25 protein-coding genes and 4 pseudogenes are annotated in these 22,437 nt (G+C 37.7%); 24 read left to right on the top strand and 5 right to left on the bottom strand.

Annotation, left to right across the window (positions count from 1 at the left end):
* Position 1 precedes the first annotated feature (1 nt).
* From FJU10_RS16900 to FJU10_RS16835, 14 genes are all read left to right on the top strand, one after another.
* Positions 2-1,111 carry a lysozyme family protein gene (locus tag FJU10_RS16900; protein ID WP_140966470.1) on the top strand — a complete coding sequence of 370 codons (1,110 nt, stop codon included), beginning with the start codon at positions 2-4 and terminating at the stop codon, positions 1,109-1,111.
* A gap of 24 nt (positions 1,112-1,135) precedes the next feature.
* Entirely contained in the window at positions 1,136-1,792 is a 657-nt protein-coding gene (locus tag FJU10_RS16895; protein WP_140966469.1) for a hypothetical protein, read from the top strand.
* Positions 1,789-2,052, top strand: a complete 264-nt coding sequence (locus tag FJU10_RS16890; protein ID WP_140966468.1) for a hypothetical protein — start codon at positions 1,789-1,791, stop codon at positions 2,050-2,052. The genes FJU10_RS16895 and FJU10_RS16890 overlap by 4 nt, the downstream gene beginning before the upstream one ends.
* A 95-nt stretch (positions 2,053-2,147) precedes the next feature.
* A complete protein-coding gene (locus tag FJU10_RS16885; protein WP_140966485.1) occupies positions 2,148-2,384 on the top strand; it encodes a hypothetical protein in 237 nt (78 codons plus the stop codon).
* Positions 2,384-3,262, top strand: coding sequence for a hypothetical protein (locus FJU10_RS16880; protein ID WP_223273114.1), 879 nt, complete (start codon positions 2,384-2,386; stop codon positions 3,260-3,262). The genes FJU10_RS16885 and FJU10_RS16880 overlap by 1 nt, the downstream gene beginning before the upstream one ends.
* A gap of 6 nt (positions 3,263-3,268) precedes the next feature.
* The gene (locus FJU10_RS19120) at positions 3,269-3,706 is read left to right on the top strand and encodes a hypothetical protein (RefSeq protein ID WP_170924071.1); all 438 of its coding nucleotides are present in this window, start codon (positions 3,269-3,271) and stop codon (positions 3,704-3,706) included.
* Between the two features lie 253 nt (positions 3,707-3,959).
* Positions 3,960-4,232: a hypothetical protein gene (locus FJU10_RS16870; protein ID WP_005237637.1), complete on the top strand. Its 273-nt coding sequence runs from the start codon at positions 3,960-3,962 to the stop codon at positions 4,230-4,232.
* A 17-nt stretch (positions 4,233-4,249) separates the two neighbouring features.
* Positions 4,250-5,653, top strand: coding sequence for a MobP2 family relaxase (gene mobP2 / locus FJU10_RS16865; RefSeq protein ID WP_223273113.1), 1,404 nt, complete (start codon positions 4,250-4,252; stop codon positions 5,651-5,653).
* 2 nt (positions 5,654-5,655) lie between these two features.
* Positions 5,656-6,030, top strand: coding sequence for a CPBP family intramembrane glutamic endopeptidase (locus FJU10_RS16860; protein ID WP_140966466.1), 375 nt, complete (start codon positions 5,656-5,658; stop codon positions 6,028-6,030).
* Positions 6,031-6,091: 61 nt separating this feature from the next.
* The gene (locus FJU10_RS16855) at positions 6,092-8,281 is read left to right on the top strand and encodes a DNA topoisomerase 3 (protein ID WP_140966465.1); all 2,190 of its coding nucleotides are present in this window, start codon (positions 6,092-6,094) and stop codon (positions 8,279-8,281) included.
* The gene (gene ssb, locus FJU10_RS16850) at positions 8,278-8,742 is read left to right on the top strand and encodes a single-stranded DNA-binding protein (protein WP_140966464.1); all 465 of its coding nucleotides are present in this window, start codon (positions 8,278-8,280) and stop codon (positions 8,740-8,742) included. Before FJU10_RS16855 ends, ssb begins: the two co-directional genes overlap by 4 nt.
* 105 nt (positions 8,743-8,847) lie before the next feature.
* Complete coding sequence (locus tag FJU10_RS16845) at positions 8,848-9,327, top strand: transcriptional regulator (protein ID WP_140966463.1); 480 nt, start codon at positions 8,848-8,850, stop codon at positions 9,325-9,327.
* Positions 9,328-9,555: 228 nt separating this feature from the next.
* On the top strand, positions 9,556-9,732 hold the full coding sequence (locus FJU10_RS16840) for a putative holin-like toxin (RefSeq protein WP_140966462.1): 177 nt from the start codon (positions 9,556-9,558) through the stop codon (positions 9,730-9,732).
* 390 nt (positions 9,733-10,122) lie between these two features.
* Entirely contained in the window at positions 10,123-10,581 is a 459-nt protein-coding gene (locus FJU10_RS16835) for a GNAT family N-acetyltransferase (protein WP_140966461.1), read from the top strand.
* Positions 10,582-10,658: 77 nt separating this feature from the next.
* Here the strand turns inward: FJU10_RS16835 and FJU10_RS16830 are convergent, their stop codons facing one another.
* Positions 10,659-12,002 carry an ISLre2 family transposase gene (locus FJU10_RS16830; RefSeq protein WP_411268847.1) on the bottom strand — a complete coding sequence of 448 codons (1,344 nt, stop codon included), beginning with the start codon at positions 12,000-12,002 and terminating at the stop codon, positions 10,659-10,661.
* A 542-nt stretch (positions 12,003-12,544) separates the two neighbouring features.
* On the opposite strand from FJU10_RS16830, the gene FJU10_RS16825 reads away from it, so the two are divergent.
* The 8 genes and pseudogenes from FJU10_RS16825 (at position 12,545) to iolG (ending at position 18,626) form a co-directional block, all read left to right on the top strand.
* Positions 12,545-12,802 carry a hypothetical protein gene (locus tag FJU10_RS16825; protein WP_140966459.1) on the top strand — a complete coding sequence of 86 codons (258 nt, stop codon included), beginning with the start codon at positions 12,545-12,547 and terminating at the stop codon, positions 12,800-12,802.
* 405 nt (positions 12,803-13,207) lie between these two features.
* Complete coding sequence (locus FJU10_RS19515) at positions 13,208-13,483, top strand: AbiH family protein (protein WP_140966458.1); 276 nt, start codon at positions 13,208-13,210, stop codon at positions 13,481-13,483.
* A complete protein-coding gene (locus tag FJU10_RS19510; protein ID WP_140966457.1) occupies positions 13,470-13,661 on the top strand; it encodes a hypothetical protein in 192 nt (63 codons plus the stop codon). The genes FJU10_RS19515 and FJU10_RS19510 overlap by 14 nt, the downstream gene beginning before the upstream one ends.
* Positions 13,662-13,694: 33 nt before the next feature.
* A pseudogene (locus FJU10_RS16810) lies at positions 13,695-14,374 on the top strand (IS6 family transposase).
* 83 nt (positions 14,375-14,457) lie between these two features.
* Positions 14,458-15,315, top strand: coding sequence for an AraC family transcriptional regulator (locus tag FJU10_RS16805; RefSeq protein ID WP_140966456.1), 858 nt, complete (start codon positions 14,458-14,460; stop codon positions 15,313-15,315).
* Positions 15,316-15,516: 201 nt separating this feature from the next.
* Complete coding sequence (locus FJU10_RS16800; RefSeq protein WP_140966455.1) at positions 15,517-16,392, top strand: GRP family sugar transporter; 876 nt, start codon at positions 15,517-15,519, stop codon at positions 16,390-16,392.
* Positions 16,393-16,434: 42 nt separating this feature from the next.
* A complete protein-coding gene (locus FJU10_RS16795; RefSeq protein WP_140966454.1) occupies positions 16,435-17,457 on the top strand; it encodes a Gfo/Idh/MocA family protein in 1,023 nt (340 codons plus the stop codon).
* Between the two features lie 170 nt (positions 17,458-17,627).
* Positions 17,628-18,626, top strand: a complete 999-nt coding sequence (gene iolG, locus FJU10_RS16790) for an inositol 2-dehydrogenase (RefSeq protein WP_140966453.1) — start codon at positions 17,628-17,630, stop codon at positions 18,624-18,626.
* Between the two features lie 489 nt (positions 18,627-19,115).
* Here the strand turns inward: iolG and FJU10_RS16785 are convergent.
* Positions 19,116-19,718, bottom strand: a pseudogene (locus FJU10_RS16785) (uroporphyrinogen-III synthase); the annotation flags it as partial.
* Between the two features lie 69 nt (positions 19,719-19,787).
* A complete protein-coding gene (gene hemC, locus FJU10_RS16780) occupies positions 19,788-20,666 on the bottom strand; it encodes a hydroxymethylbilane synthase (protein ID WP_140966451.1) in 879 nt (292 codons plus the stop codon).
* 190 nt (positions 20,667-20,856) lie between these two features.
* Here hemC and FJU10_RS16775 point away from each other — a divergent pair.
* Positions 20,857-20,979, top strand: a pseudogene (locus FJU10_RS16775) (IS6 family transposase); the annotation flags it as partial.
* A gap of 218 nt (positions 20,980-21,197) precedes the next feature.
* Here FJU10_RS16775 and FJU10_RS19890 read toward each other — a convergent pair.
* Together FJU10_RS19890 and FJU10_RS19885 are read right to left on the bottom strand one after the other, a co-directional pair.
* Positions 21,198-21,590, bottom strand: a pseudogene (locus FJU10_RS19890) (DDE-type integrase/transposase/recombinase); the annotation flags it as partial.
* Between the two features lie 101 nt (positions 21,591-21,691).
* Positions 21,692-22,072, bottom strand: a complete 381-nt coding sequence (locus FJU10_RS19885) for a hypothetical protein (RefSeq protein WP_411268846.1) — start codon at positions 22,070-22,072, stop codon at positions 21,692-21,694.
* Positions 22,073-22,343: 271 nt separating this feature from the next.
* Between FJU10_RS19885 and FJU10_RS16765 the strand changes: the two genes are divergently transcribed.
* Positions 22,344-22,437, top strand: a 94-nt coding sequence (locus FJU10_RS16765) for a transposase (RefSeq protein WP_140966450.1), incomplete at its 3' end; no start/stop codon positions are given.

Raw genomic sequence — 22,437 nt, 5'->3', positions numbered from 1 at the left:
AATGAAATCGAAAATAATTAAATTATTGGCTGGAAAAGCAAGTAAGAAGGAGAAAATCCAACTCTTACTTGCTTTTTTAGGTAGTTCAACCGCTGTTTTTACTGCTCTAGTTATTGTGGTAGCCGGATTGCTTCTTGTGATATTTATCGGTGGCGCTTCACAAACGACGTCTACTGAAATAGGTGGTGGCGGAATAAGTGTCTCGGAAATGACGATGCAATGGAAGGATAAGGTCACAAAAGAAGCAGAGAAGAACGGGATCCCTGATATGGTGGATCCCTTACTTGGCATTATTGAAGCGGAGACGCAAGGAAATGCCATTCGTTATCCAGATGTCATGCAGTCCAGTGAGTCACAAGGAAATGCTCCTAACACGATTTCAGATCCTTATACGAGCATTGAAGTCGGTGTAAAGTATTTCGCTAGTTTGGTTAAAGCACATAAGGATATGGATTTGTTAAATCTCATTCAGGCCTATAATTTTGGCCCAGGTTTCTTGTCCTTTTCTACAAACAATTACGACTTAAATCGAGCGATCGCTTTTTCGAATAAATACGCTCACGGCGTACAAGTGACCTACACGAATCCGGTGGCGGTAAACCTCGGTTATACCTATCGTTATGACTATGGAAATATGTTTTATGCCATGATCGTTAAACAATATCTAACGCCGAAAAGTTCCGGTCTTCCTGGCGGAAGCAGTGATATGGCTAAAGTCGCTCAAGCAGAAATCGATGAAGGTTTGCATGTTGGAGGACAAAAATATTGGTCATGGTATGGCTATGGTGGCCGTGTGGAATGGTGTGCAGTCTTTGTTTCCTATGTGGCCGCAAAAGCAAATGTGAACATGGAAAAATTCGCTTACTGTCCAACAGGTATTCAAAATTTCAAACAAAAAAATGAATGGCAGCCAGTCGGTGTGGAACCAAAAGATGGTTGGGTGATCTTCTTTGATTGGGACGCAGATGGCATCAGTGACCATGTGGGTATCGTAAAAAGCTACTCAAACGGAACGGTCTATACGTTGGAAGGAAACTCAGGAGACAGCACGAAAGAGCGCAATTACGGCAAGACCAGTCAGTATATTATGGGCTATGGCACGCCTAAATAAGTCATAGCAAAGGAGCATAACAACATGATAAAAGAAGCTTTTAAACAGTGGAAACATGAACTGAAAGAAGAGCATTTACAAATCAAAATCCAAAACAAATGGTTCGAAGAGCTAAAAAAAACAGACTTTTATCGACAACTTAATAAGTACAAATGGCTGAGGAATAGTTTTATTTTGATCGACTACGTCATTTTAGTCGGGTGTTATCTACCTATTTACACGTTAACAGTTAGCGAAATAAATGCTTTTTTTGGTAGTCATATTACAAAAGAAGCTTATCAAAATATTGTGTTCGCTTATACGACTTTTATTATTATGTTGGCTCTACTTACTATTTCTTTCCTGATAAATGATAAGCTCAAGGCCAGTCGTATATTTACAAATATTATGGCTTTCGGCTTATTTGGAGGATTCAATACTTTCTTGTTAGTCTTCTCTTTTGTCGTTCAACCAGCATACTTATTGTTCGTTTTAGGACTAGGTATTGTAAAACAAGTCTTTGGAAAATGGAAAGAATTACAAAGAGAAGCCGTCTTCCTATCTTATAAAGAAGCAGAGAAAGAAGATTTGATCAATCATTATAATCGTCACGGCATACGATTTGAAATGGAAGATGAGCCACGTATTTATCGAATGGACTATTTCCAAGAAGAAAACAAAAACAAGGAGTTGAGATCATGAGTTATCAACGATTGAGCGGTATTTTAATACTTGGTTTATTAGCTAGCTGGGGAGTTTTTGGACTCTTTATCTGGTATTCAAGCAAACAATCAGAAGCTGTTTCAGAACCTAAAATTGAACAATCTATTGAAGAAAACCATTCGGAGCCGGACAATAGCAGCACTGTTGATCCCACTGAAAATCAGGCATCAGAAACCGTTGAGAGTGAACAAACAAATCAATCAATTGATAAAAAAGTGCCGTTGTGCAAGACTTTGTGACGACCTATTTCAACACAAAAGATGAACCATTTCTTAAAGATCGTGTCTCGCTGTTGAACGAAAAGAAGTTGATTACTGATGAATATAACCAAGAAATGACGCAATCGATTGGGGATATGGACAATGAAGATGCCAAAATGAGCGTAGAAGATTTAAGTGTTTATACGAACGATGATCAAACCTATTTCGTCGTTTTTGATCTCGTGTATGAAGGATTGGATTCAAATCAAGTTCTTGTTTATGTAGCATCTGCGCACGTCAGTGATTCTAATCAAATCGATCATTATGAGCTGATCGCAACAAATACCAAATTAAAAAAGGGGAATGAATGATGGTTATTTTCGGAAAAATCTCTCACTTTATTTCTTCAGTAAAGGAAATGAAATCGAAAATAAAACAAAAACATTTTCGAACGAAGACACAAACATACACCAAAATATTAATGGCTTTTGGTTTTTTATTTCTATCGATCATCGGACAAGCTGTGCTATCAAAACCCGCAAATGCGTATTCGGAATCGTCAGTTGAAAAGCCAATTCCTTTTGATGCAGGAGAGGTCACCGTACTAAAAAAACAATATTCACCAGTTAGTAAAAGTTATCGAATGGATATTTATGTCGATTCAGAAGTCGATCTTGTATCTGATGGAGAGCCAGTTACAAAGGCAACTGTCGTCACAAAAGAAGAGATCAATACACCGTTAAAAATAGAAGTAATTCCCGTTTCTGAAAATTATTTTGTTCTTTTAGCACAAAATATCGACGATGAATTCGGCGCTTTGCGGTTTGATGTTACGTATAAACGATCCAAAGATTCCGATGAATCAGCGCTTAGTCTGTATGGATCCCAAGAAAAATCGACGATCGTTAAAAGTGATCTTTCAACTTTAAGTCAAGCTGAATTGAAAATCAGCGGACTTGAAAATGATATTCGATTACAGCAGCTAACCAGAAAAATGATTGAGGAAGAGAACAAATCTCTTATCGAAGAAATCAAAAATACACGAGAAAAAATTGCTTCTTTCACTGAAGAAAAAGAATATCAAGTCGGGGAGCAGTTAGCAAAAACGGAAGACTCAATCACCAGTTTGGAGAATACGATTGAATCATTTAAAGGGAACATTTCAGATAATCAAACCAAAATTTCTGATATCGAAAAGACGATTCAGTTGATTGAATCGAAAATTGACGAACTCAAAAAAGGTGTGTGAGATAGCATGTCAAAGAAACGAATTCCGGTATTTTTAGATACGGAACATGAAGATGCTTTGAAAGAATTAAAAACCTATTTGCCCGTTGACGAGGATATTAAAGACAGTCCGATGATTCGATATGCGCTGCTTGAATTACTTAATCGGGTGAGAAAAGAAATAAATTTCGAAAAAAAAGTATTGGATTCTTTGTCTTTATTAGAGATTATGACCAATGCAAAATTGGAGCAAGATCATACCAAAATACAAGAACTTTTTTCTTCTGATGTTTATCAAGAAGCAGTCACAATGAGTAAGAAAGTTGTTCGAAATAAGAACTATCGCTTTAAAAATAGGAAGGACGAATCAAAGAAAGAAGAAAAGAAAAAGGTCAAATCTGTTCAAGAAGATGTCAAAAAAGAACGTGATTTTAATGATATTGTTTCCCAATATTTACCAAAATAATTGAGGGTTGATGGTGGCACCTAGGTGGCACTTTATACAAAAAGTACCACCTAGGTGCCATCGGTAGTGGTAGCTGAGTGCCATTAAAAAAAGGGGTGTGGTGACTTCTCTAAAGGTCTTGAAACGCAATAGGCACAGCCTATTTTCCCACTCTCTCCATGAGAGTGGTGCGTTCACCTTATGCTCTTTCATTATTCTCACTCTTTTAGGCACTCATAAGATTCAAAATGATTAAATAGCTGGAGGTTTTCTCATGCCAAGATTTACTTTAATAATTGAAAACGAGCCGTTGGTTGCGTACCTTGAACAGCGTGCTAAGAAACAAACCTTTAATACAGGAAAGAAAGTCACTCGAAACGAAGTGATCAATCAGATTCTTCAAAATGAAATGATCAATGACCTAACGAATAATCGAGAAGTTGATGCGATTAAAGATAGTTTGGATGATTTTAAGCACATTCTACAACAATACGTCGATACGAATAATGCGCTTTTGTATCGTGCATTTGAATCTGATGGCATTTAAATGAACGAGGTGATCACATGGCACAATCTGCTGGCTCTTATATAAACTTAATGAGCGGTTTTGTTATTTCGTTTGATTCTGAGTATGTAAAGTATATGGATCGAGAAGATAAGAAAGTGTATCAAGAAAAAGATCTTTCTGACTTTGAAACAGCAATGACAAATGACGATCCTAGTCAATCATTTGAAGGCTATTTGGATTATATGGATCGAAAAAATGCGTTACTCGCTCAATCAAAATTGACAGCTGAAGAAAGAGTATCATTAGGTGAGATCAACAAGCGTCTCGCTGATTATTCGACTTTATCAAAAGCACAAATAGATATCATGCAAAAAGAAACGCAAGAAAAAATATGGTCGCTGAATACAGGGATGTTTGATTTCAACAATGATGATTTAACGCAACAAGAAGTTGAACAATACAAAGAATTATTCGATCGAGCGAACAAAAATGAATCTGTATTGTTTCAAGATGTGGTGTCTTTCGATACAAAAGCATTGATTGAAGCAGGCATCTACAATCCATATTCAAATGAATTAAAAAGGGAACCGTTGATCATGGCCGGTAGAAAAATGATGAACGTCCTTTATGAGAAAGAAAAATTAAATGGATCGACCATCAGTGTAGGTGAGATCCACTACAATACAGGTCACTTTCACGTGCATTTTGCGACGACAGAAGTTGAACCTACCCGTGAAATGATTTTTGTTAAAGAGCATAATCGCTATGAACGAAAAGGCCAACGTTCCGATGAAACATTAGAAAAAATGAAGTCCACTTTTGCGAATCTTATTTTTGATCGATCAAGCGAATTGGAACGATTGAATGATTTAAGAAATGGTCTTCGTAGTGAAATCAAAACAGAAATGGCAACACCAAAGAATGAAAGTTTTCTGTTGCTTGAGGAATTAAAAGCACAGCTGCCAGAGAATAAAAGCAAGTGGAATAGTAAAAACTTAACGGCGGAAAGTCGAGAAACAATGAACCAGCTGATTGATTCACTGATGAAAGACAATGGCCACTTTGAAGAATTCAAACAGCTGGCAAAAGAGGAAGACATTTTCAAGAAAGCTACTTATGGTGAGGGAGATCCTAACAAAGAGAAAAAATCATTTTACGATGGCCGAATGTACGGGCCGGATGGCATATATTATCGATTAGGAAACAGTATCCTCCAAGAACTGAAAAAGGAAAATAACTCTTCACAACAAGACAAACCTTTCCGTCCGTCTTTGGTATCAGGGCAACAAATCCCTAACAAAGAATTATACAATAGAATGAAACAGGAGTACTTCATTGGGAAAGAAACGAATGAAAGTCGATCACCGCCAAAGAGAAATCCAAGTGAGCGAACCAAACCATTTAAGGAATCATTCAAGTATCGTCGGTCGGTCACAAATCAAGTCAAACACCTGGAATAGGGATGGCCGTGGTGCTATCCCTTCTTAGTATGTGGATCGGCGAACAATTTTTTTCAACGTATCTTCCTAGACTTCCTGAAGCAAGACACGGAATTTCCATTTCTGCCGCAACGTTCTCTATTGTATTGGCACCGATCATTGAAGAATACTTGATACGGGTCAAACTATTGCCTTTTTTGATTCGACGTACGAATTTACCAGCTGCAGTCTTTTTCTCCAGTTTCATTTTTTCTGTTTTACATGGGCAGGTTTTTCTACTGCCCTATTTTTTAAACAGCCTGGTCTATTCGTGGGTTTCACTCAAAACAAAAAAAGCCTATGGATCGATGATCGTTCATAGTGCTTATAATTTTATCGCCCTGATTCCTGGTTTATAAGAAATCTAAACTATTTTTCGTTATACTGATTATCAATCACAAAAAAAGAGGTGTGTACGTATTGACTACCGTAATTTTAGCAGAAAAACCAAGTCAAGCAGCTTCCTATGCTGGTGCGTTAAAGCATAGCTTGAAGAAGGATGGCTTTTTTGAGATCCAAGATCCAATTTTTTCAGATGAGACCTTTATCACCTTTGGCTTCGGTCATTTGGTCGAATTAGCAGAACCAGGACATTATGATGAAAAATGGAAGAATTGGGTATTGGATGCATTGCCTATCTTTCCGCAACAATATGATTTTCAGGTCGCAGCTGACAAGAAAAAACAATTTAAGATCGTTTCCGGACTGCTAAAGAAAGCCGATACGATCATTATTGCAACAGATAGCGATCGAGAGGGGGAAAATATCGCCTGGTCGATCATTCATGAATCAGGTGTTTTTTCTAATAAAAAAACATACAAGCGTTTATGGATCAACAGTCTTGAAAAAGATGTAATTCGCAGTGGGTTTAAAAACTTAAAACCAGGTATGGACTATTATCCTTTTTATCAAGAAGCACAGACACGGCAAATTGCCGACTGGCTCATTGGCATGAACGGGAGTATGCTTTACACGTTGAATCTTCGTTCGAAAGGAGCAAATGGAACGTTTTCTCTTGGACGGGTACAAACGCCAACGCTTTACATGATCTATCAACGCCAAGAACTGATCGAGCATTTCAAAAAAGAACCATTTTATGAGATCGAATCATTGATCAAGGCAACGAATGGCTCGTTCAAAGCCCTATTAAGCCCGTCACAACGTTTTTCTACTAAAGAGGAACTACTTTCCTATGTTTCTTCTAAGGGCGCTGCAATCGGCACACAACCAGGCACGATTAAAGATCTTCAAACAAAAATGAAGAAAACGAATAGTCCCAATTTATTCTCATTGAGCAGCCTGCAGTCAAAAATCAATCAGCTGTACAAAGCAACAGCCAGTCAGACGTTGAAAGCCATGCAAGGACTGTATGAAGCAAAATTGTTGAGCTATCCAAGAACAGATACACCATTTATTACAGACAGTGAATTTCAGTACTTAAAAGCGAATTACGACAGTTATGCCCGTTTTTTATCCATAGATGAACCCATGACACAAGATCAGCCAAGAAAGCGATATGTCGATGGCAGTAAGGTGCAAGAGCATTATGCCATTATCCCGACGAAGCAAGTCGCAAGTGAGTCGGTATTCAACAAATTAGATGATCTACAAAAGAAAATCTATCTGCTCGTCATGAAAACAACGATCGCCATGTTTTTACCAGATTACACTTATGAAGAAACTGTCATAGAAACCATGGTGTCAACTCTCTGTTTCAAAGCGACGGGAAAAGTGCCAAAAGTCGAGGGGTGGAAGATCTTATTCAAAGCCGATACCAACAAGGAAAGCAAGGATAATGAAGAGAGCCAAACGTTACCAGCTGTGATGATCGGTAAAGCGATTCAAGCAGAGGTTAAAAGCGTGGAGAAAGAGACGCAGCCGCCGAAACCATTTACTGAAGGCACGTTGCTTACAGCAATGAAGACGGCTAATAAGACCGTAGATGATGAACAAGCGATCAAAATCCTTCAGGAAGTCGAAGGAATCGGTACTGAAGCGACACGTGCAAGCATTATTGAAACACTGAAGCAAAAAGAATATATCAAAGTAGAAAAAAATAAATTGATCGTCACCGAAAAAGGAAAATTATTGTGCCAGGCAGTCGAAAGCCAGCACTTATTGACGAGTGCTGAAATGACGGCAAAATGGGAAACGTACTTAAAGAAAATCGGGAAAAAAGAAGGGAATCAAGAGACCTTTATTACTAATATCAAGAAGTTTATCGTGCATTTGATCGAACACGTGCCAGATGATGTGCAGAAGTTGAATTTCCACACCTACCAAGCGGAAGTCAAAAAAGAAGCTGATAAGCAGACGATCGGTAAATGTCCGAAATGTGGCGGAAATGTGGTGTTGAAAAAGTCTTTCTACGGTTGTTCGAATTATCCCAACTGTACGTTTACGTTATCTGATCAGTTCCGGAAGAAAAAATTGACGAAAACCAATCTGAAGGATTTGTTAGTCGGGAAAGAAACCGTGGTTTCAGGAATCAAAAAGGCAGACAAGACGACCTATAATGCAAAAATCAAGTTGAGCGATACGGGACAGATCACTTTTGTATCATTTGTCAATGCGCCTAAAAAAGCAAAGAAAGTAGGGAGTAAAGCATGATCAACAACGTTGTATTAGTAGGCAGATTAACGAGAGATCCAGAATTAAAATTTACACCGAACGGTGCTGCAGTGGCCACGTTCACTTTGGCCGTGAATCGAAATTTTACCAACCAAAGCGGTCAAAAAGAAGCTGACTTCATCAATTGTGTCATTTGGCGCAAACCAGCCGAAACCCTTGCCAATTATGCAAAGAAAGGGACGCTTCTCGGCGTGACTGGTCGCATTCAGACAAGATCTTACGATAACCCACAAGGACAGCGAGTGTATGTCACAGAAGTCGTGGCAGAGACGTTTCAATTAATGGAATCAAAAGATGTGTCTGAACAGCGTGCGAATGAATCCAACGAAACAGCTGAAAAAAACAAGCCAACACCGCCACCGCTACCTAAACAAGAAACGAATCCATTTGCACAAAGCAGCACGGCCATCGATTTACCAGATGATGATTTGCCATTTTGAGAAACAAAGACGAAAAAAGACCTGGAAACCCCAGGTCTTTTTTGATATAAAATTCAGGTTCAAACGACAACTGTTTGTATCACCTATCATGAAAAGAGGAATAATGTGCGATTATTTGATGTTCACCAATTTGAATTACCTGAAAAAGAGGTGATCGATTGGGAAAAAACCAAAGGAGAGATCGGATCGATGCTCTCTAGTTATCTTGTTTCAAGAGAAAGGATGGGATTGACGAGGATGCCGCCGATCCATTCAACGTATTCGCTCTTAGACCAAGACATACCAGAAATCAAACACTCCAGCTTTGTTCAAGAAAATCAGCAGTTCAAACAAGAGTTTCTTTATTTTCACCACTTGTTTTCTTTGGGTCTGACGGCCATTAGCCATCCATATAAACCAGAAATTACCGATCGGCGACGGAAGATTTTTTTGATGCGTTTTGTCTACGGATTATCAATCAATCACGTGAGTGATCGGATCCATTATCAGAAAAATGTGATCGTCGATGATTCTCAATCCAGCTTACTGCAGTTTGCGAATGCTTTGTCTATTCTGGTACTAAAAGAACAAGAGATCTCTGCCTGACCCTGGTATTTTTTTCTATCGATCACTTCGGGTTGTGTCAGCAACACGGTTTATGAAGGAGCGGAGGTGGTGGCTGGAGCGACAGAAGGAACAAGCCTTTCGCTTGAATTCAGACATAAAAAAACGCTAAAAGCCTTGATAAATATAGGTTTTTAGCGTGGGTTATAGTATAATAGGAGTACAGTAAAGTTTGTGACGGTGGCGCTTTTTTGAAAGGTGGTGATGCTTATGAAAGTAAGTGTTCACTCTTTAGAAAGGAGAAGCCTTTTGTCTGTAGCTGAAGCATTAGGGCTAATGATTAGTTTCGGTTCTTTAATCGCAACGATCATCTTTGGCATCCTAACAGCAGTGAAAAATGACAAAAAAATAACCGTCATCTTTAGCAGGTCAGCGGTTATTTTTTAACTTAAATATCTGCCACCGTCTTAAACGGTGCTGTAGGGGAGTTGTTAGCGCAACTCCTCTTTACATAGTAATTATAGCAAGATTTCAGTGAAATATCAACCTTTTGCTCTACAGAGATAGTGTCAAGAATTTGTTGGAAAGTAGATTTCTCCAAAATTAAATTTATTATTGAGTGTTGATTTATTAAGTTTTTTTACTGCATAGCACTGGCTATTGGTTTACTTGTTCCAGTAATTAATCTATTTTCCAACAAAGGAAATTAGGTAAGAAACTGTTGAGTGGTTCAGTGAGTCGCCGTAGCTTTTTAGAAATTACAATTGTGCTATATTTTTAATATAGGTAAAGTACTTTATACCTACGAAAAATCAATTAATAAAGAGGAATCCTGTTATGAAGCTAATCCCATACAATCGATCATTTCAAACGAATATTGAGAATTACCATTTAAACGATATGTCCTATACCGCACTGCCCAAAGAAATTCTCAAAGATTCACCAGAAACTTTTTTTCCTGTACTTTGTTTTGAGAAAGATCAATTAGTCTGTTTCTTTATTTTAGATAGCGGGAAAGACAAGTTTAACTACACAAACGATACAGATAGTTTGTTACTTAGGGCATTTTCAACCGATTCTTTCCATACGAAAAAAGGATTTGCCACTTCCGCATTAAAGAAGTTACCAGCGTTCGCTAAAAGAACGTTTCCATCAGTAAATGGTATCTATTTAGGCGTAAATGTAAAAAATGAATTAGCCATTCATTTATACGAAAATGTAGGTTTTAAAGATACAAAAAGAACGTTTAACGGCCCTAAAGGAATACAAAGAATATTCACTTTGAGCCTCCAGTAGTGATGTCAATTACAAAGAACAGGTAGCTTATTTATCAAATAAATTTTACCATGAAAAATTGATCTAACAAAGGCTCTTTACTGCATAACACTGACTATTCGATTACGTGCTCCAGTAATTAATCCATTTTCTAACAGAGGGAATTTGGCAAGAAATTGTTGATTGAATTCCTTTTTAGGTCCAATCACACGTTTATCCAAACGCTTAATTCGGGTTTCTTTTTGAATTTTTTTGTTTTCATTCTCTAAATAGACCAATAACTTTCCTTGATTTTTTAGAAATACGCGTAACTTGGCTATATTGTTCGCGCCAGTTTTACTCCAGCCCAAAGGGCAGGAACTTAAGCGAGAGGACAAAACATGGCTCACATGACCCTCAGCGCTACAACCAATATAATCCTCATTGTGTTGCTTTTGAATAGCTGCCCAATTCCCGAGTAAATAGCTTTGGGCATTGAGAATGTTCTTTCTTTGATTCTCTGAAAGCGTACCATCTTCTAAGCGACTCTTAAAGAAGGCTTTTACATATTTTTTCTTATTTTGATTGACCCAATCAAGTAGAATAGCCGTACATGAAAGCATACCTATACAAGCTTTTTTTACATACTTCACTACATGAAATCGGTCTAAAACAAAAATTGTCTTCGGAAGATATCTCATACCTTCCTTAATCCATTTTGCTCCATCTCCAGAAAAATAGATTTTTTCTACTGATTTTAAGTTATATGAATCATCTAAGTAGCTGTATACCTCTTCCCAAAGACGTTGGCTATCTTGATACAGACCACTGAAATAGTGACAATTTTTTAGCTTTTTCCGTGTCGATTTCCCAGGATCCTTCTCATAAACTTCATGAACATAAACTAATTTCATAAAACGGTTCACCCCATCTTGATAAGCAACATGATCTTCGTCAGCTTCAATATAGAGCACCGTGGGTGTCTTACTTTTTTTCTTTGTAGGGACGATTAAGTTTTCCATATCTACACGATGAATCATATTCTTTATGGTTTCTTTGCTTGTGATTCCTGTGTGTTGAAATTGAGTAACCGTTTGTTGATACGATCGCTCAGATGCAGTTTCTAGAATTTTGGTTTTTAATCCCAAATCAACACGCTCATACGGTACTATGTCTAAATACTCGTCTAGTAGATAAGAGAAATGGCCATCTTTTTTGTGTTTGTAATACGTACGTCTAATTTCTATTGGTCCAAGCAGCGTGGCACAGATTTTTGTGTCTTCACTACGCTGAATATACCATTCCCGTTTTCTAACAGGGGACTGACGTAAGGCCGCGTCAGCTTCGGTAATCAACGTTTCAACCATGGAGGTACCGATCTCATTGACGCACGTTTGAATATTTTCAACAAGATCAGTAAAACTCACTTCATGATTTTGTATACCAACAAATTGTTTTACCATTTCTTGACTGATTTTTTCAGCAGCTTGTTGTACAATGTTCATAAGAGATTCCTCCTTGATGATGTTTTAAGGTTTCAAGCACCTTCATTCTAACACATCGGGAGAAACCTCTTTTTTTGTTTTCCAACAATTATTTTACGCTAACACACTATCTCTGTAGAGAGTTCAGTAAAATTTTGAGGGATAAATTACGCTATCATAATGTTAATTTTTTAGAGTATTAGACAAAAAAACTCGCCAGATATCATCCGTGAGGCTCGATACAGCTAAAGGGTATTCCTATATTTTTGTTAACATTAACTGATTTTTGTTCAAAAATAAAAAAATCAATCTATGATTGTAAAAAAGCTAGCATCAAGGAGTGAAAACTATGTTTAAACTAATTAATGATGAATCGGGATGGGAGATCTTTCAAAATGTTATTAATTCATCTGGAATTTTGTATGCGAAGTCGAAAAGTGATAGAGAATTACTAAAAAAATTAAATCCATGAGTTGGGAAGATAATACGGACAACAGACCCGTTTTTTTTCTGATGAAGTTATGATTGAAATTTTTGAAGTAGATGATATAGTAACAACTAAAAGAGGAAAGAAAAATCCGCAGAGAGAAGCTGATGCTAGAGCGTTAAGAACAGTTAAAAACTTGAATATGGACCTAACTGAGAATGCAAAAATTTTAGCAATAGGTGACAAAAGCTTTGATCCTAAAACAAAAATTTCATTCCAGGTAAAACAGAGGATCATCATAATTATCAAGTATATATTAATAATTGTAAACGAATTTGCGGTAAACATCTAGATAGTGTTTTGGCATATAGGAAAAATTATCCTGATAGAAAGCTCGTATTTTTAATTATAGATGATGCAACGGGATATGTTCCAAAAGAATCCAATCTAGTTATAGATGTATTTTATAGTTTGCCATTCTTTGATAAGAACTTCATGCATTTGTTTATTAAATCAGAAGTGGACTTTGTTTCTAGGCTTTTAATAATAAATATGTTCGTGTAAATGGTGATCATGAACAAAATTCTTATATTCCGGACTTGGTTTTAGTCTCTAAAGAGAACTACTATACCAAAAAAAACTAGAAAATATACTTCTGATAAAATGGTTTTACTAGAAATGTAGTAGTAATTTTTGTTTATTGAAAAAATGCTAACTTTGACAATTAAGCTTTATAGTAGAGGGTTAGGAGTGCAAATTGAGAACTTTATACATTATTGGAAATGGTTTTGATTTGGGTCATGGATTAAAGACTAGTTACATTGACTTTTCAGAATGGGTCAAAAAATACTATAGGGATATCTTCGAAAAAATTAATTTAATGATCAAAGAGAATAATGTATTAGAATATACTGGTGAGCATGATATAGGTTGGTTTGATTTCGAAAATAGTTTGGATAAGCTAATCCAAAGTCCGGTATTTGAAAATTATGTGCAAGGATTGTTCAGATGCTTATTTAATGGGTTATGGTGATGAAAATTGGTCAGATTCTGCACATCATGATTTTCAATATCAGGTTCAGGATTACGCTGTATCTCTGCAAGAACTACAGGATCATTTCAAAGAGTGGATACGTGAAGAAGTCTATCCGACTATAGACAGTTTATCTAGTTCTGTTGCAAAGTTTTTTGATAAACCTATTTTAGGGTAAAATGAAAGTAAAAGATAGCCTGGAGGGATGAAGATGAACCATTTTAAAGGGAAACAATTTCAAAAAGACGTGATTATTGTAGCTGTAGGTTATTATCTTAGCTATAACCTCAGTTAGCGAGACGTTCAGGAAATGCTCTATGATCGTGGCATTAACGTTTCTCATACCATGATTTTTCGTTGGGTGCAAGAATACGGTAAGCTACTATATCAAATCTGGAAAAAGAAAAATAGACAATCCTTCTATTCGTGGAAAATGGACGAAACCTACGTTAAAATCAAAGGGAAGTGGCATTATCTGTATCGTGCGATCGATGCCGATGGGTTAACTTTAGATATTTGGATACGAAAAAAGCGCAATGCGCAAGCAGCGTATGCGTTTCTAAAGAGATTGTTCAAGCAATTTGGAGAGCCAAAGTTCCTAGTGACGGATAAAGCACAGTCGATTGCTTGTGCTTTCAAAAAGTTACAAAACTATGGATTTTATAAGCAGACAAAGCACCGAACAGTAAAATACTTGAATAATCTGATTGAACAAGACCAACGTCCTATCAAGCGTCGCAACAAATTTTATCGAAGCCTACTTACTGTCTCAACCACGATTAAAGGCATGGAAGCGATTCGAGGAATATACAAAAAAGTCGAAAAGAAGGGAATCTATTTGGCTCTTCATTCTCCACAGAAATCAACATATTACTGGGAATTCCAACTTAAGATGTTGATAAAATGGATCAGTAGTATTAATTGTTAAACTTTGCAACAGAAACAAAATAACCTATAGAAAAAGGACGTATGCCATGAAACAATTATTTTTAGACGGATCTCAGTCATTTTCCAAAAGGAATCAGCCTTATCTTGCCTATGTCAGTAAGGTTGAAGCGATGGACTTGTCACATCCTCGTATTCTGCATTCTCATAAAGATATCGTGGAAATCATTTTAATTACAAGTGGACATGACGAGATTTTTATTGATGCTAATCAATACCCAATCAAAAAAGGGGACTTGCTCATCTACAATAGCGGTGTCGTTCATGATGAGCTTTTTCAAAATGAGAAAAATCCGATAGCTCTTTATTGTGTCGGTATCAAAAATATCCATGAAGAGCAATTGCCTGCAAACAGCTTGATTCCTGAATCCTTTTCACCAATTTTTGCAACAAAAGCTTGCTTTGGTCTCTTAATGCACTTATTTTCATCCATTTTTCTTCTTGTAGATGATCCCTTCGTTCACTATGAGATTGCTGTACAAAACATCCTTGCTGCACTTTTAGAAATCATCAAAACAACTATTCTAGCTGACACAGTCTCTTTGCCCAATAGAAAAAATGAGGAAAGTGCCATCTTGCAATCAATCAAGCGTTACATTGATCAACATTTCAGTGAACCTATCCAACTGCAATATCTAGAAGAAAATTGGCACATCAGCCGCTACTATCTTTCCCATAAATTCAAAGAAGCTTATGGGTATTCGACGATCGATTACCTGAATCGCCGACGAATCGGTGAAGCCCAAACATTGTTGCTCAATACCAAAAAAACGATCACTGAGATTTCCTTAGCAGTGGGCTTTAATAGTGCTGCTTATTTCAATAATGTCTTTAAAAGAAATGTCTCTTTGACCCCTAAAGAATACCGCAAGCGCTATTTAAAATAAGAATAGCGCTTTTTTAGCGCAAGATTTTCTAATTTATCCTTTTTGATCACTGCTTTTCATAAGAAAACCAACATTTTTTTAAACAAGATTTTGAAATAAACTTCCACTGATACATGTTACTCTTTTCACATAGACAATAACTTTCTCTAAAACTTAGGGGAAGAAAAAAATCATTCATTTGGAATAGATTAGGAGGATATTATGGGAAACATACTACTTGGACTCGTCCCAGCTTTAATGTGGGGGATCCAACCACTTGTCATGCAAAAAATCGGGGGGAAAACAACCAATCAACAAATGGGCATGGCAATGGGGACATTACTCTTTTCAATTGGCGTCATCTTGATTCATCAACCACAGGCTTGGACGATGAATCTTATCGTTTCTTCATTGGCTTGCGGCATCATCTGGTCTCTTGGACAAATCAATCAGATCAAGGGATTCCATCTAATGGGGGTTTCAAAGGCAATGCCTATTTCTACAGGAACACAATTGATTGGAACCTCTCTTGTCGGAATTTTATATTTCCACGAATGGGATAAAAGTATGCAGTATCTATTGGGCATCACCGCCTTGATCCTGATTATCATCGGTGTCGCCTTTACGGCATTTCAAGAGTCTCAAACTAACCAAACAAATGAAACAGTGAACATGAAAAAAGGATTCTTGATTTTATTGTTGTCTTCTGCTGCCTTTGTTTTATACGCTGTGATTCCACGACTTGCCAACGTCAATGGATGGGATGCTGTCTTCCCTCAGGCAATCGGTATGTTTTTAGGCTCTCTTCTTTTTTGTTCTTTTGAAAAATCGCCAAATCTTTTTGGAAAAAAATCTCTTCAAAATATTTTAACTGGTCTTATTTTTGCTGTTGCCAACATTGCTATGATGCTTTCAAATGAGAAAAATGGCGTAGCCATTGGCTTTACATTATCACAAATGAATGTGGTCATCTCTACCTTAGGGGGGGTGCTGATATTGAAAGAAGCAAAAACCTCCAAAGAATTAAAATATACATTGATTGGCGTCTTGTTAGTTGCTGCTGGCGGAATTTTGATTGGTTTGACCAAGGCACCATAATAAAGAGTCTTTCATCATTAAGTTATTGGGAGGAATGGGGACATGGTTTTAAATTTGGGAATAATTGGAACTGGAGCCATTGGTAGAGATCATATTGAAAGAATATCAACAGTTATTCAAGGGGCAAAAATCACTGGTGTTTTTGATATTTTAGCGGATGCCGCCAACAAAGCAGTAGCAGACTTCAAATTAGACGCCACCGTATTTTCTTCGGAAGAAGAACTGATTGCATCAAAAAACGTAGATGCTATTCTTGTCTGCAGTAAAAACGATACCCACTTTTCTCCTATCATGAAAGCAATTGAGGCCGGAAAATGTGTATTCACTGAGAAGCCGATGACAACTACCGAAGCAGAAAGTGAACAAATCATTGACACGGAAGTTGCCAAAAAGCATCGTTTTGTTCAAGTTGGCTTTATGCGGCGTTATGACCCCGGCTATCAAGCACTAAAAAAAGTCATCGATGCAGGAGAAATCGGTCTGCCTCTGTTGGGAAATTGCCGCCATTACTGTGCTAAAGCCCCGACAAATTATTTTACGACTGAAATGGTCGTCAATGATTCCTTTATTCATGAAATTGATATTTTGCACTACTTATTCAATGAGGATTATCAAAGTATTGAAATGAAATTTGCTCGGCCAAACACACTGAATCCTGCAAAAAAACTGCGGGATCCACAACTAGCCATCGTTACGATGAAAAGCGGTGCGATCATTACCGTCGAATTGAATTTAAATAGCCAGTACGGCTATGATATCCAATGCAGGATCGTTGGTGAAACAGGAAGTGTTTCCTTACCAGAAGTTCAAAGTACTGAGATTCGTAAAAATGGTGAAATTACTTATCCCATCCATAAGGACTGGAGTTTACGCTTTGTCGAAGCTTATAATAGAGAAATACAGGCCTTCGTTGATCAGGTCACTCGTTTTAATACACCAGCCATGCCAACCGCCTGGGATGGCTACATTGCAGCGGTTGCATCAGATGCGGCCATTCGATCACAAAAAGAAGAAAAAGCAATACCTGTTGAATTAAAGAAAATCCCAACGATTTATCAAAATTAAGGAGAGCAGACGTAACATCCACTCTGTCGCATCCATCAAATGACGAGGACACCGGAAAAAAATTTTCCAAAAAAATCGAAAAATCATACGACTATACGGAGTTGTTTTCACATGCTCTATTTTATTTCCAGAAGTGACTTACTTCTGCTGCAATCTTAGGAGGAATGAAAATGAAAGTAAAAATAGCTATTATCGGTACCGGAAGAATTGGACGCCTGCATCTTAAGAATATCGCTGCTTTGAGAGAGCTTTATGAGATTGTTGCTATCGCCGATCCCTATGATAAAAATCTTGCTGCATTAGCAACGGAGTACAATGTCCCATTTTATACAACTGATTATAAAGAAATCTTTACCCAACCGCCTGTAGAGGCCATCGTCATCGCTTCTTCAACGGATACCCATGCTGAGATCATTTTGGCGGGCGTTGCCCACAGTAAAGTGATTTTTTGTGAAAAACCCATTGATACTAGCCTTGAACGGATCAAAGAAGTATTAAAGGCTGTCGAGGATGCAGGCGCACTGTTACAAATAGGATTTAATCGCCGCTTTGACCACAATTTTAGAAAAGTACAAGAAACGGTGGTGGCTGGTAATATCGGACAGCCCCACATCATCAAAATCACTTCAAGAGATCCTGAACCACCTTCCATCAGCTACATCAAAATCTCTGGCGGCTTGTTTAATGATATGATGATCCACGACTTTGACATGGCTCGCTATTTAAGCGGAAGTGAAGTCGTAGAGGTTTATGCCAATGGTGCCGTTCTTGTAGATCCTGCAATTGGTGAGGCAGGCGACATCGATACTGCGATCGTCACCTTAAAATTTGCCAATGGTGCCTTAGGGGTCATTGACAATAGTCGGCAAGCAAAATACGGTTATGACCAACGCGTCGAAGTCTTTGGCTCAAAGGGTCAAGTGGTCGCCTACAATGATCATAAGACAAATGTGGAGATCGACACCGTTGAAGGAGGCTTAAAAGATAAAATTCCTTTCTTCTTTTTAGACCGTTATGAACAAGCTTATCGTGATCAATTTAAAGAGTTTTATCAAGTAGTCATCAATAAAACAGCCCCAATCGTTGATGGCCAAGACGGCTTAAAATCAGTTGTGATCGCCAAAGCCGCCCTTCGCTCCTTACAAGAAGGAAAGCCTGTGGAGTTGTAAGCCTGTCATCTTATTTCATCAAGATAAAAAAAGGCTGTGACAGTAGTGCTAAGCTCCGAGAAATAAGAAGGACAAGCCAAAAATAGCTCCTTTTATTTTTGAGATTGTTCGCCGTATTTCCGAGAGAGCTACTCCTGGAACACCGCTTATTCGTATTTTAGAGGCTGCACCATACAATTGTCACAGCCCCATTGCTCATGTTACTTGTCTCTCAGCCATTGTATCTCTTTTTATTCCTTGAATTATTTTTCATGAGTACAAGGATACGAATGCTAAGAATAAAAGCAGCCTTGCAAGCGTATAACTCTACTCATAGAAGTTGGCCACTTTTCCTTGTTACGAGCATCGTCTGATTACTGCTCGTAACAAAGTCAAGTTGGCCTTCTATTTTTTTTTTGACAATGTTTTAATCTGACTGAGGCTACACCAAAACTAAGAATGCTTTGTTTGTGGACCAAAAAATCAGGCTATTTCTGATTCATTGAATAGTTATCGATCATGCCATTTCCCTTTAATTATTGCCTCATACCCACGTTTTCTAACAGCCTTAGCCGTGGTCTCACCGATCGTAAGAATCGTCAAGTCGGTTTCTGGATATTTTTTGAGCAAAGGATAAAATCGATGCCACGCAGAAGGGCTGGTCAAATAAACACACGCTATCTGGCCTGTTCTCAACAATCGATGGATTTCTTGGCTGCTGCCTTTAGGCTGAGTGTTAGTATATGCAATAAAGCTGTAAATATCATGTTTGTCAGATAATAGCTGTTCGATTTGTTGATTGGCTAATTGACTCTTTGGATAACTAATTGTTGACTTTTGCGGGTATTCTTGTTGCCACTGTAAAAGCATCTCCTCTTTTATTGGGATAGAGCTGATGAAGGTTGGATCAAAACCGCACCCACGAACAGCTTGAGCAGTACTTTCACCAATAACCGCAATTTTGATAGTTCTAGGAACCACAGCTAAAACCGGCTTGACAGCAGCTTGACTCGTAAAAAAGACCCACTCACTTTGACGTAATTGCATTTGGGTGACTGCAGATATCTCTTCATAATGGATTTCGCTTAAAGGCTGGATCACCGTTTGATAGCCTTTGGATTCAAAAAAATTGGTCTTTTTTGTTTAATCCATCTCCTCGAGTCAATAAGATACGCTTAGGTGTTATTTCAAGGCTTGGTAAGCTTTTGTCGCTATCGATAGTGGATCACTCCCTGTTAAACAAATCTTTCTTCCTTTGGCCTTTTTATTTTCCGCAAGAAACCCATAAAATTTCCAGCCGCTATCTGTAGACTGTGCAAATCCGCCAATTGGAATTTCACAATTCCCTTGCATTTGTCTTAAAAAATGACGTTCCGCCATAGCTGCCAGTTCTGTTTTTGGCTCCGTTATTTGCTTCAAATAGTCTCTTAAACAACGATCATTTTTCCGGCATTCAACACCTAAAATACCTTGTCCGACTTCAGGGACACATTCTTCTGGTGTCAAAATGCGATAGGCTGGGATCTTTGAAAAATAATCCATTCTGGCTAATCCCGCACAAGCTAAAACAGTTCCGTCCATTTTTTGCGCGTGCATTTTTTGAAGCTGGGTTTCTATTTTTCCTCGTATTGGAACAAAATGCATATCAGAATAAAGGGCTCTTAATTGAAGTTCTCTGCGACTGCTGCTGGTTCCGATAGTCAACCCATTCTTTTCTTTTGGCTCTTTTTCTTCTCGCCAAATCAAGCAATCATAGGGCATGGCACGTGTTGGTGTAGCTGCTAGTACTAAATCTTCAGGCAATTGAGCGGGCATGTCCTTCAAGTTGTGGACCGCAAAATCGATGGCTCCTTGTTGGAGCTGGTATTCCACTTCTTTCACAAAAACACCTTTTCCACCAATTTGGCTCAAGCTCACGTGTTGTTGTCTATCCCCTTTTGTTGACAGCCCTACGATCTCAAAGGTCTGCTTAGGATTGATTTTTTGTAATTCCTCAATAACGAGAGTTGTTTGCTTCATTGCTAATGGACTTTTTCGTGTCCCTACTTTTAAAGATTTCATCATGGCCTCTTTTTTCTAAAATATTTTCTTAATTATAGAAGATACATTCACATTCGCCAATACCTTCACTTGATTTGCCACAACTCAAAAACAACGACCCCACATTATTCACTGTGGTTCTGTTGCAAAGTTTTTTGATAAACCTATTTTAGGGTAAAATGAAAGTAAAAGATAGCCTGGAGGGACGAAGATGAACCATTTTAAAGGGAAACAATTTCAAAAAGACGTGATTATTGTAGCTGTAGGTTATTATCTTAGCTATAACCTCAGTTAGTGAGACGTTCAGGAAATGTTCTATGATCGTGGTGTGAATCCCGATAGTAGAATGTAAGAAAGGGGGGACGGATGTTTTTTTTGACTTTTTCAACAATTACATTCCTGTTTCTTCCGATATTGAAGAGAACTTAGTCCTCCTAAAGATAACTTGATCCGATGATTATTATTCCTCTGGATTTAATCATCCAAGTGATCCATAATATAATTCATTGAGGTGTTTTTTCAGTCCCGTTGGTAAAACATTTCATTCTTTAATCGCCCAAAGAAGCCTTCACACGCAGTGTTATCTGGTGAACAAACTTTTTTTGACATGGAACGTGGCAAATTTGCTTTGTTCATCCTTTCAATCTAACCAGGCCATCTATAATGAGCCCCGCGATTAAAATGAACAATTGGCCGCTCTTGGTTTTGAAGTATAGCTAGTCCAACATCTAACATAGTATTCACTAATGCTGCATCAGGCATGGTGCCAATTGTCCAGCTAATAATAGCTTCATCATAATAATCAACAATTGGCGACAAATAAACTTTTCCTGCCGAGATTTTGAATTCAGTAATATCAGTCAACCGTTTTTCATTAGGCTTTGTCGCTTTAAAATTACGATTCAATAAGTTTGGTTTTGCAGTTCTGATCTCACCAGCATACGCAATGGAAAATCCCTTCCAAGATACATGCCTTTCCATTGATACAGAGTGACTCTACTGATGCCTTCGGCTTCAGCTAAGCGTTTTTTGTTGGTTTGAGGCGCTTAGAATTTTTTTAACACGTTATTTTTTTGATCTTGGTTTAACTTTATTGCACTTTTCCGAAGTTTTCTAGCCCTGGGCGCCAGTTCTTCACACCATTGCCGCAATGACTCTCTATTTGGGTATCCAAGCATCCGAATGGTTCGTGCGTAACATTGACCATATTCAAAATAATGATTCACTGCTATTCGTTTTTGTTCTTCAAAATACTTTGATTTTTTTCGGTGCTTTAGATGAAGCGCTCCAGTTATCAAATATTTCTTGTACCATTTGCGAAGTGCGCCAACGGAAGGATAGTCTAATTCACGAATGCTAGTAGTATAGGAACAATCGTACTTTAAAAATAACTGAATGGCTTTTACACGTTCTTCATGGGAAAACATACGGACTTTCCTTCTAAGTTCATTTTTGGTCCAGGATTATATCCGCATCTCCAATATCAAATAATATATTTTTGTTCATTAATTCCTTCTAAGTTAAAAATGATATAAAATGAGCACGAGCTATGTATGAAGTGACCCTAGAAAACTAGATTTTTTGTTATAACTTCCGAGTGGAGTTGTCAAGAAAAACTGGACACTTAGTTAAGAGAATAAGTTTGGACTTGGTATAATAAACTAGACAATAAATTAAGGGAAAGAGAGGATCTAGATTATGCCAAGACGTTCATTTGATAAAGCATTTAAAATCGCCGCTGTAAAACTGGTAACTGAAGAAGGATTTTCTGTTAAAGAAGTTAGCCTACAGC

Origin of the sequence: Enterococcus sp. OL5 (genome assembly GCF_006491895.1) — a bacterium.
GTDB classification, from domain to species: domain Bacteria; phylum Bacillota; class Bacilli; order Lactobacillales; family Enterococcaceae; genus Enterococcus_D; species Enterococcus_D innesii.
Note: the sequence above shows the minus strand (reverse complement) of the source record. Positions and strands in the feature narration are given on the sequence as shown.

What these genes read in the sequence shown, in the direction of transcription:
- FJU10_RS16795 (WP_140966454.1), top strand. Translation starts at nt 16,435, where the DNA reads ATGGTTTTAAATTTGGGAATAATTGGAACTGGAGCCATTGGTAGAGAT.
- FJU10_RS16835 (WP_140966461.1), top strand. Translation starts at nt 10,123, where the DNA reads ATGAAGCTAATCCCATACAATCGATCATTTCAAACGAATATTGAGAAT.
- FJU10_RS16890 (WP_140966468.1), top strand. Translation starts at nt 1,789, where the DNA reads ATGAGTTATCAACGATTGAGCGGTATTTTAATACTTGGTTTATTAGCT.
- FJU10_RS16860 (WP_140966466.1), top strand. Translation starts at nt 5,656, where the DNA reads ATGGCCGTGGTGCTATCCCTTCTTAGTATGTGGATCGGCGAACAATTT.
- FJU10_RS16800 (WP_140966455.1), top strand. Translation starts at nt 15,517, where the DNA reads ATGGGAAACATACTACTTGGACTCGTCCCAGCTTTAATGTGGGGGATC.
- FJU10_RS16825 (WP_140966459.1), top strand. Translation starts at nt 12,545, where the DNA reads ATGATTGAAATTTTTGAAGTAGATGATATAGTAACAACTAAAAGAGGA.
- FJU10_RS19120 (WP_170924071.1), top strand. Translation starts at nt 3,269, where the DNA reads ATGTCAAAGAAACGAATTCCGGTATTTTTAGATACGGAACATGAAGAT.
- FJU10_RS19885 (WP_411268846.1), bottom strand. Translation starts at nt 22,072, where the DNA reads ATGTTTTCCCATGAAGAACGTGTAAAAGCCATTCAGTTATTTTTAAAG.
- FJU10_RS19510 (WP_140966457.1), top strand. Translation starts at nt 13,470, where the DNA reads ATGGGTTATGGTGATGAAAATTGGTCAGATTCTGCACATCATGATTTT.
- FJU10_RS16885 (WP_140966485.1), top strand. Translation starts at nt 2,148, where the DNA reads ATGACGCAATCGATTGGGGATATGGACAATGAAGATGCCAAAATGAGC.
- FJU10_RS16900 (WP_140966470.1), top strand. Translation starts at nt 2, where the DNA reads ATGAAATCGAAAATAATTAAATTATTGGCTGGAAAAGCAAGTAAGAAG.
- iolG (WP_140966453.1), top strand. Translation starts at nt 17,628, where the DNA reads ATGAAAGTAAAAATAGCTATTATCGGTACCGGAAGAATTGGACGCCTG.
- FJU10_RS16830 (WP_411268847.1), bottom strand. Translation starts at nt 12,002, where the DNA reads ATGGTAAAACAATTTGTTGGTATACAAAATCATGAAGTGAGTTTTACT.
- FJU10_RS16880 (WP_223273114.1), top strand. Translation starts at nt 2,384, where the DNA reads ATGGTTATTTTCGGAAAAATCTCTCACTTTATTTCTTCAGTAAAGGAA.
- FJU10_RS16840 (WP_140966462.1), top strand. Translation starts at nt 9,556, where the DNA reads ATGAAAGTAAGTGTTCACTCTTTAGAAAGGAGAAGCCTTTTGTCTGTA.
- hemC (WP_140966451.1), bottom strand. Translation starts at nt 20,666, where the DNA reads ATGAAATCTTTAAAAGTAGGGACACGAAAAAGTCCATTAGCAATGAAG.
- ssb (WP_140966464.1), top strand. Translation starts at nt 8,278, where the DNA reads ATGATCAACAACGTTGTATTAGTAGGCAGATTAACGAGAGATCCAGAA.
- FJU10_RS16805 (WP_140966456.1), top strand. Translation starts at nt 14,458, where the DNA reads ATGAAACAATTATTTTTAGACGGATCTCAGTCATTTTCCAAAAGGAAT.
- mobP2 (WP_223273113.1), top strand. Translation starts at nt 4,250, where the DNA reads ATGGCACAATCTGCTGGCTCTTATATAAACTTAATGAGCGGTTTTGTT.
- FJU10_RS16870 (WP_005237637.1), top strand. Translation starts at nt 3,960, where the DNA reads ATGCCAAGATTTACTTTAATAATTGAAAACGAGCCGTTGGTTGCGTAC.
- FJU10_RS16895 (WP_140966469.1), top strand. Translation starts at nt 1,136, where the DNA reads ATGATAAAAGAAGCTTTTAAACAGTGGAAACATGAACTGAAAGAAGAG.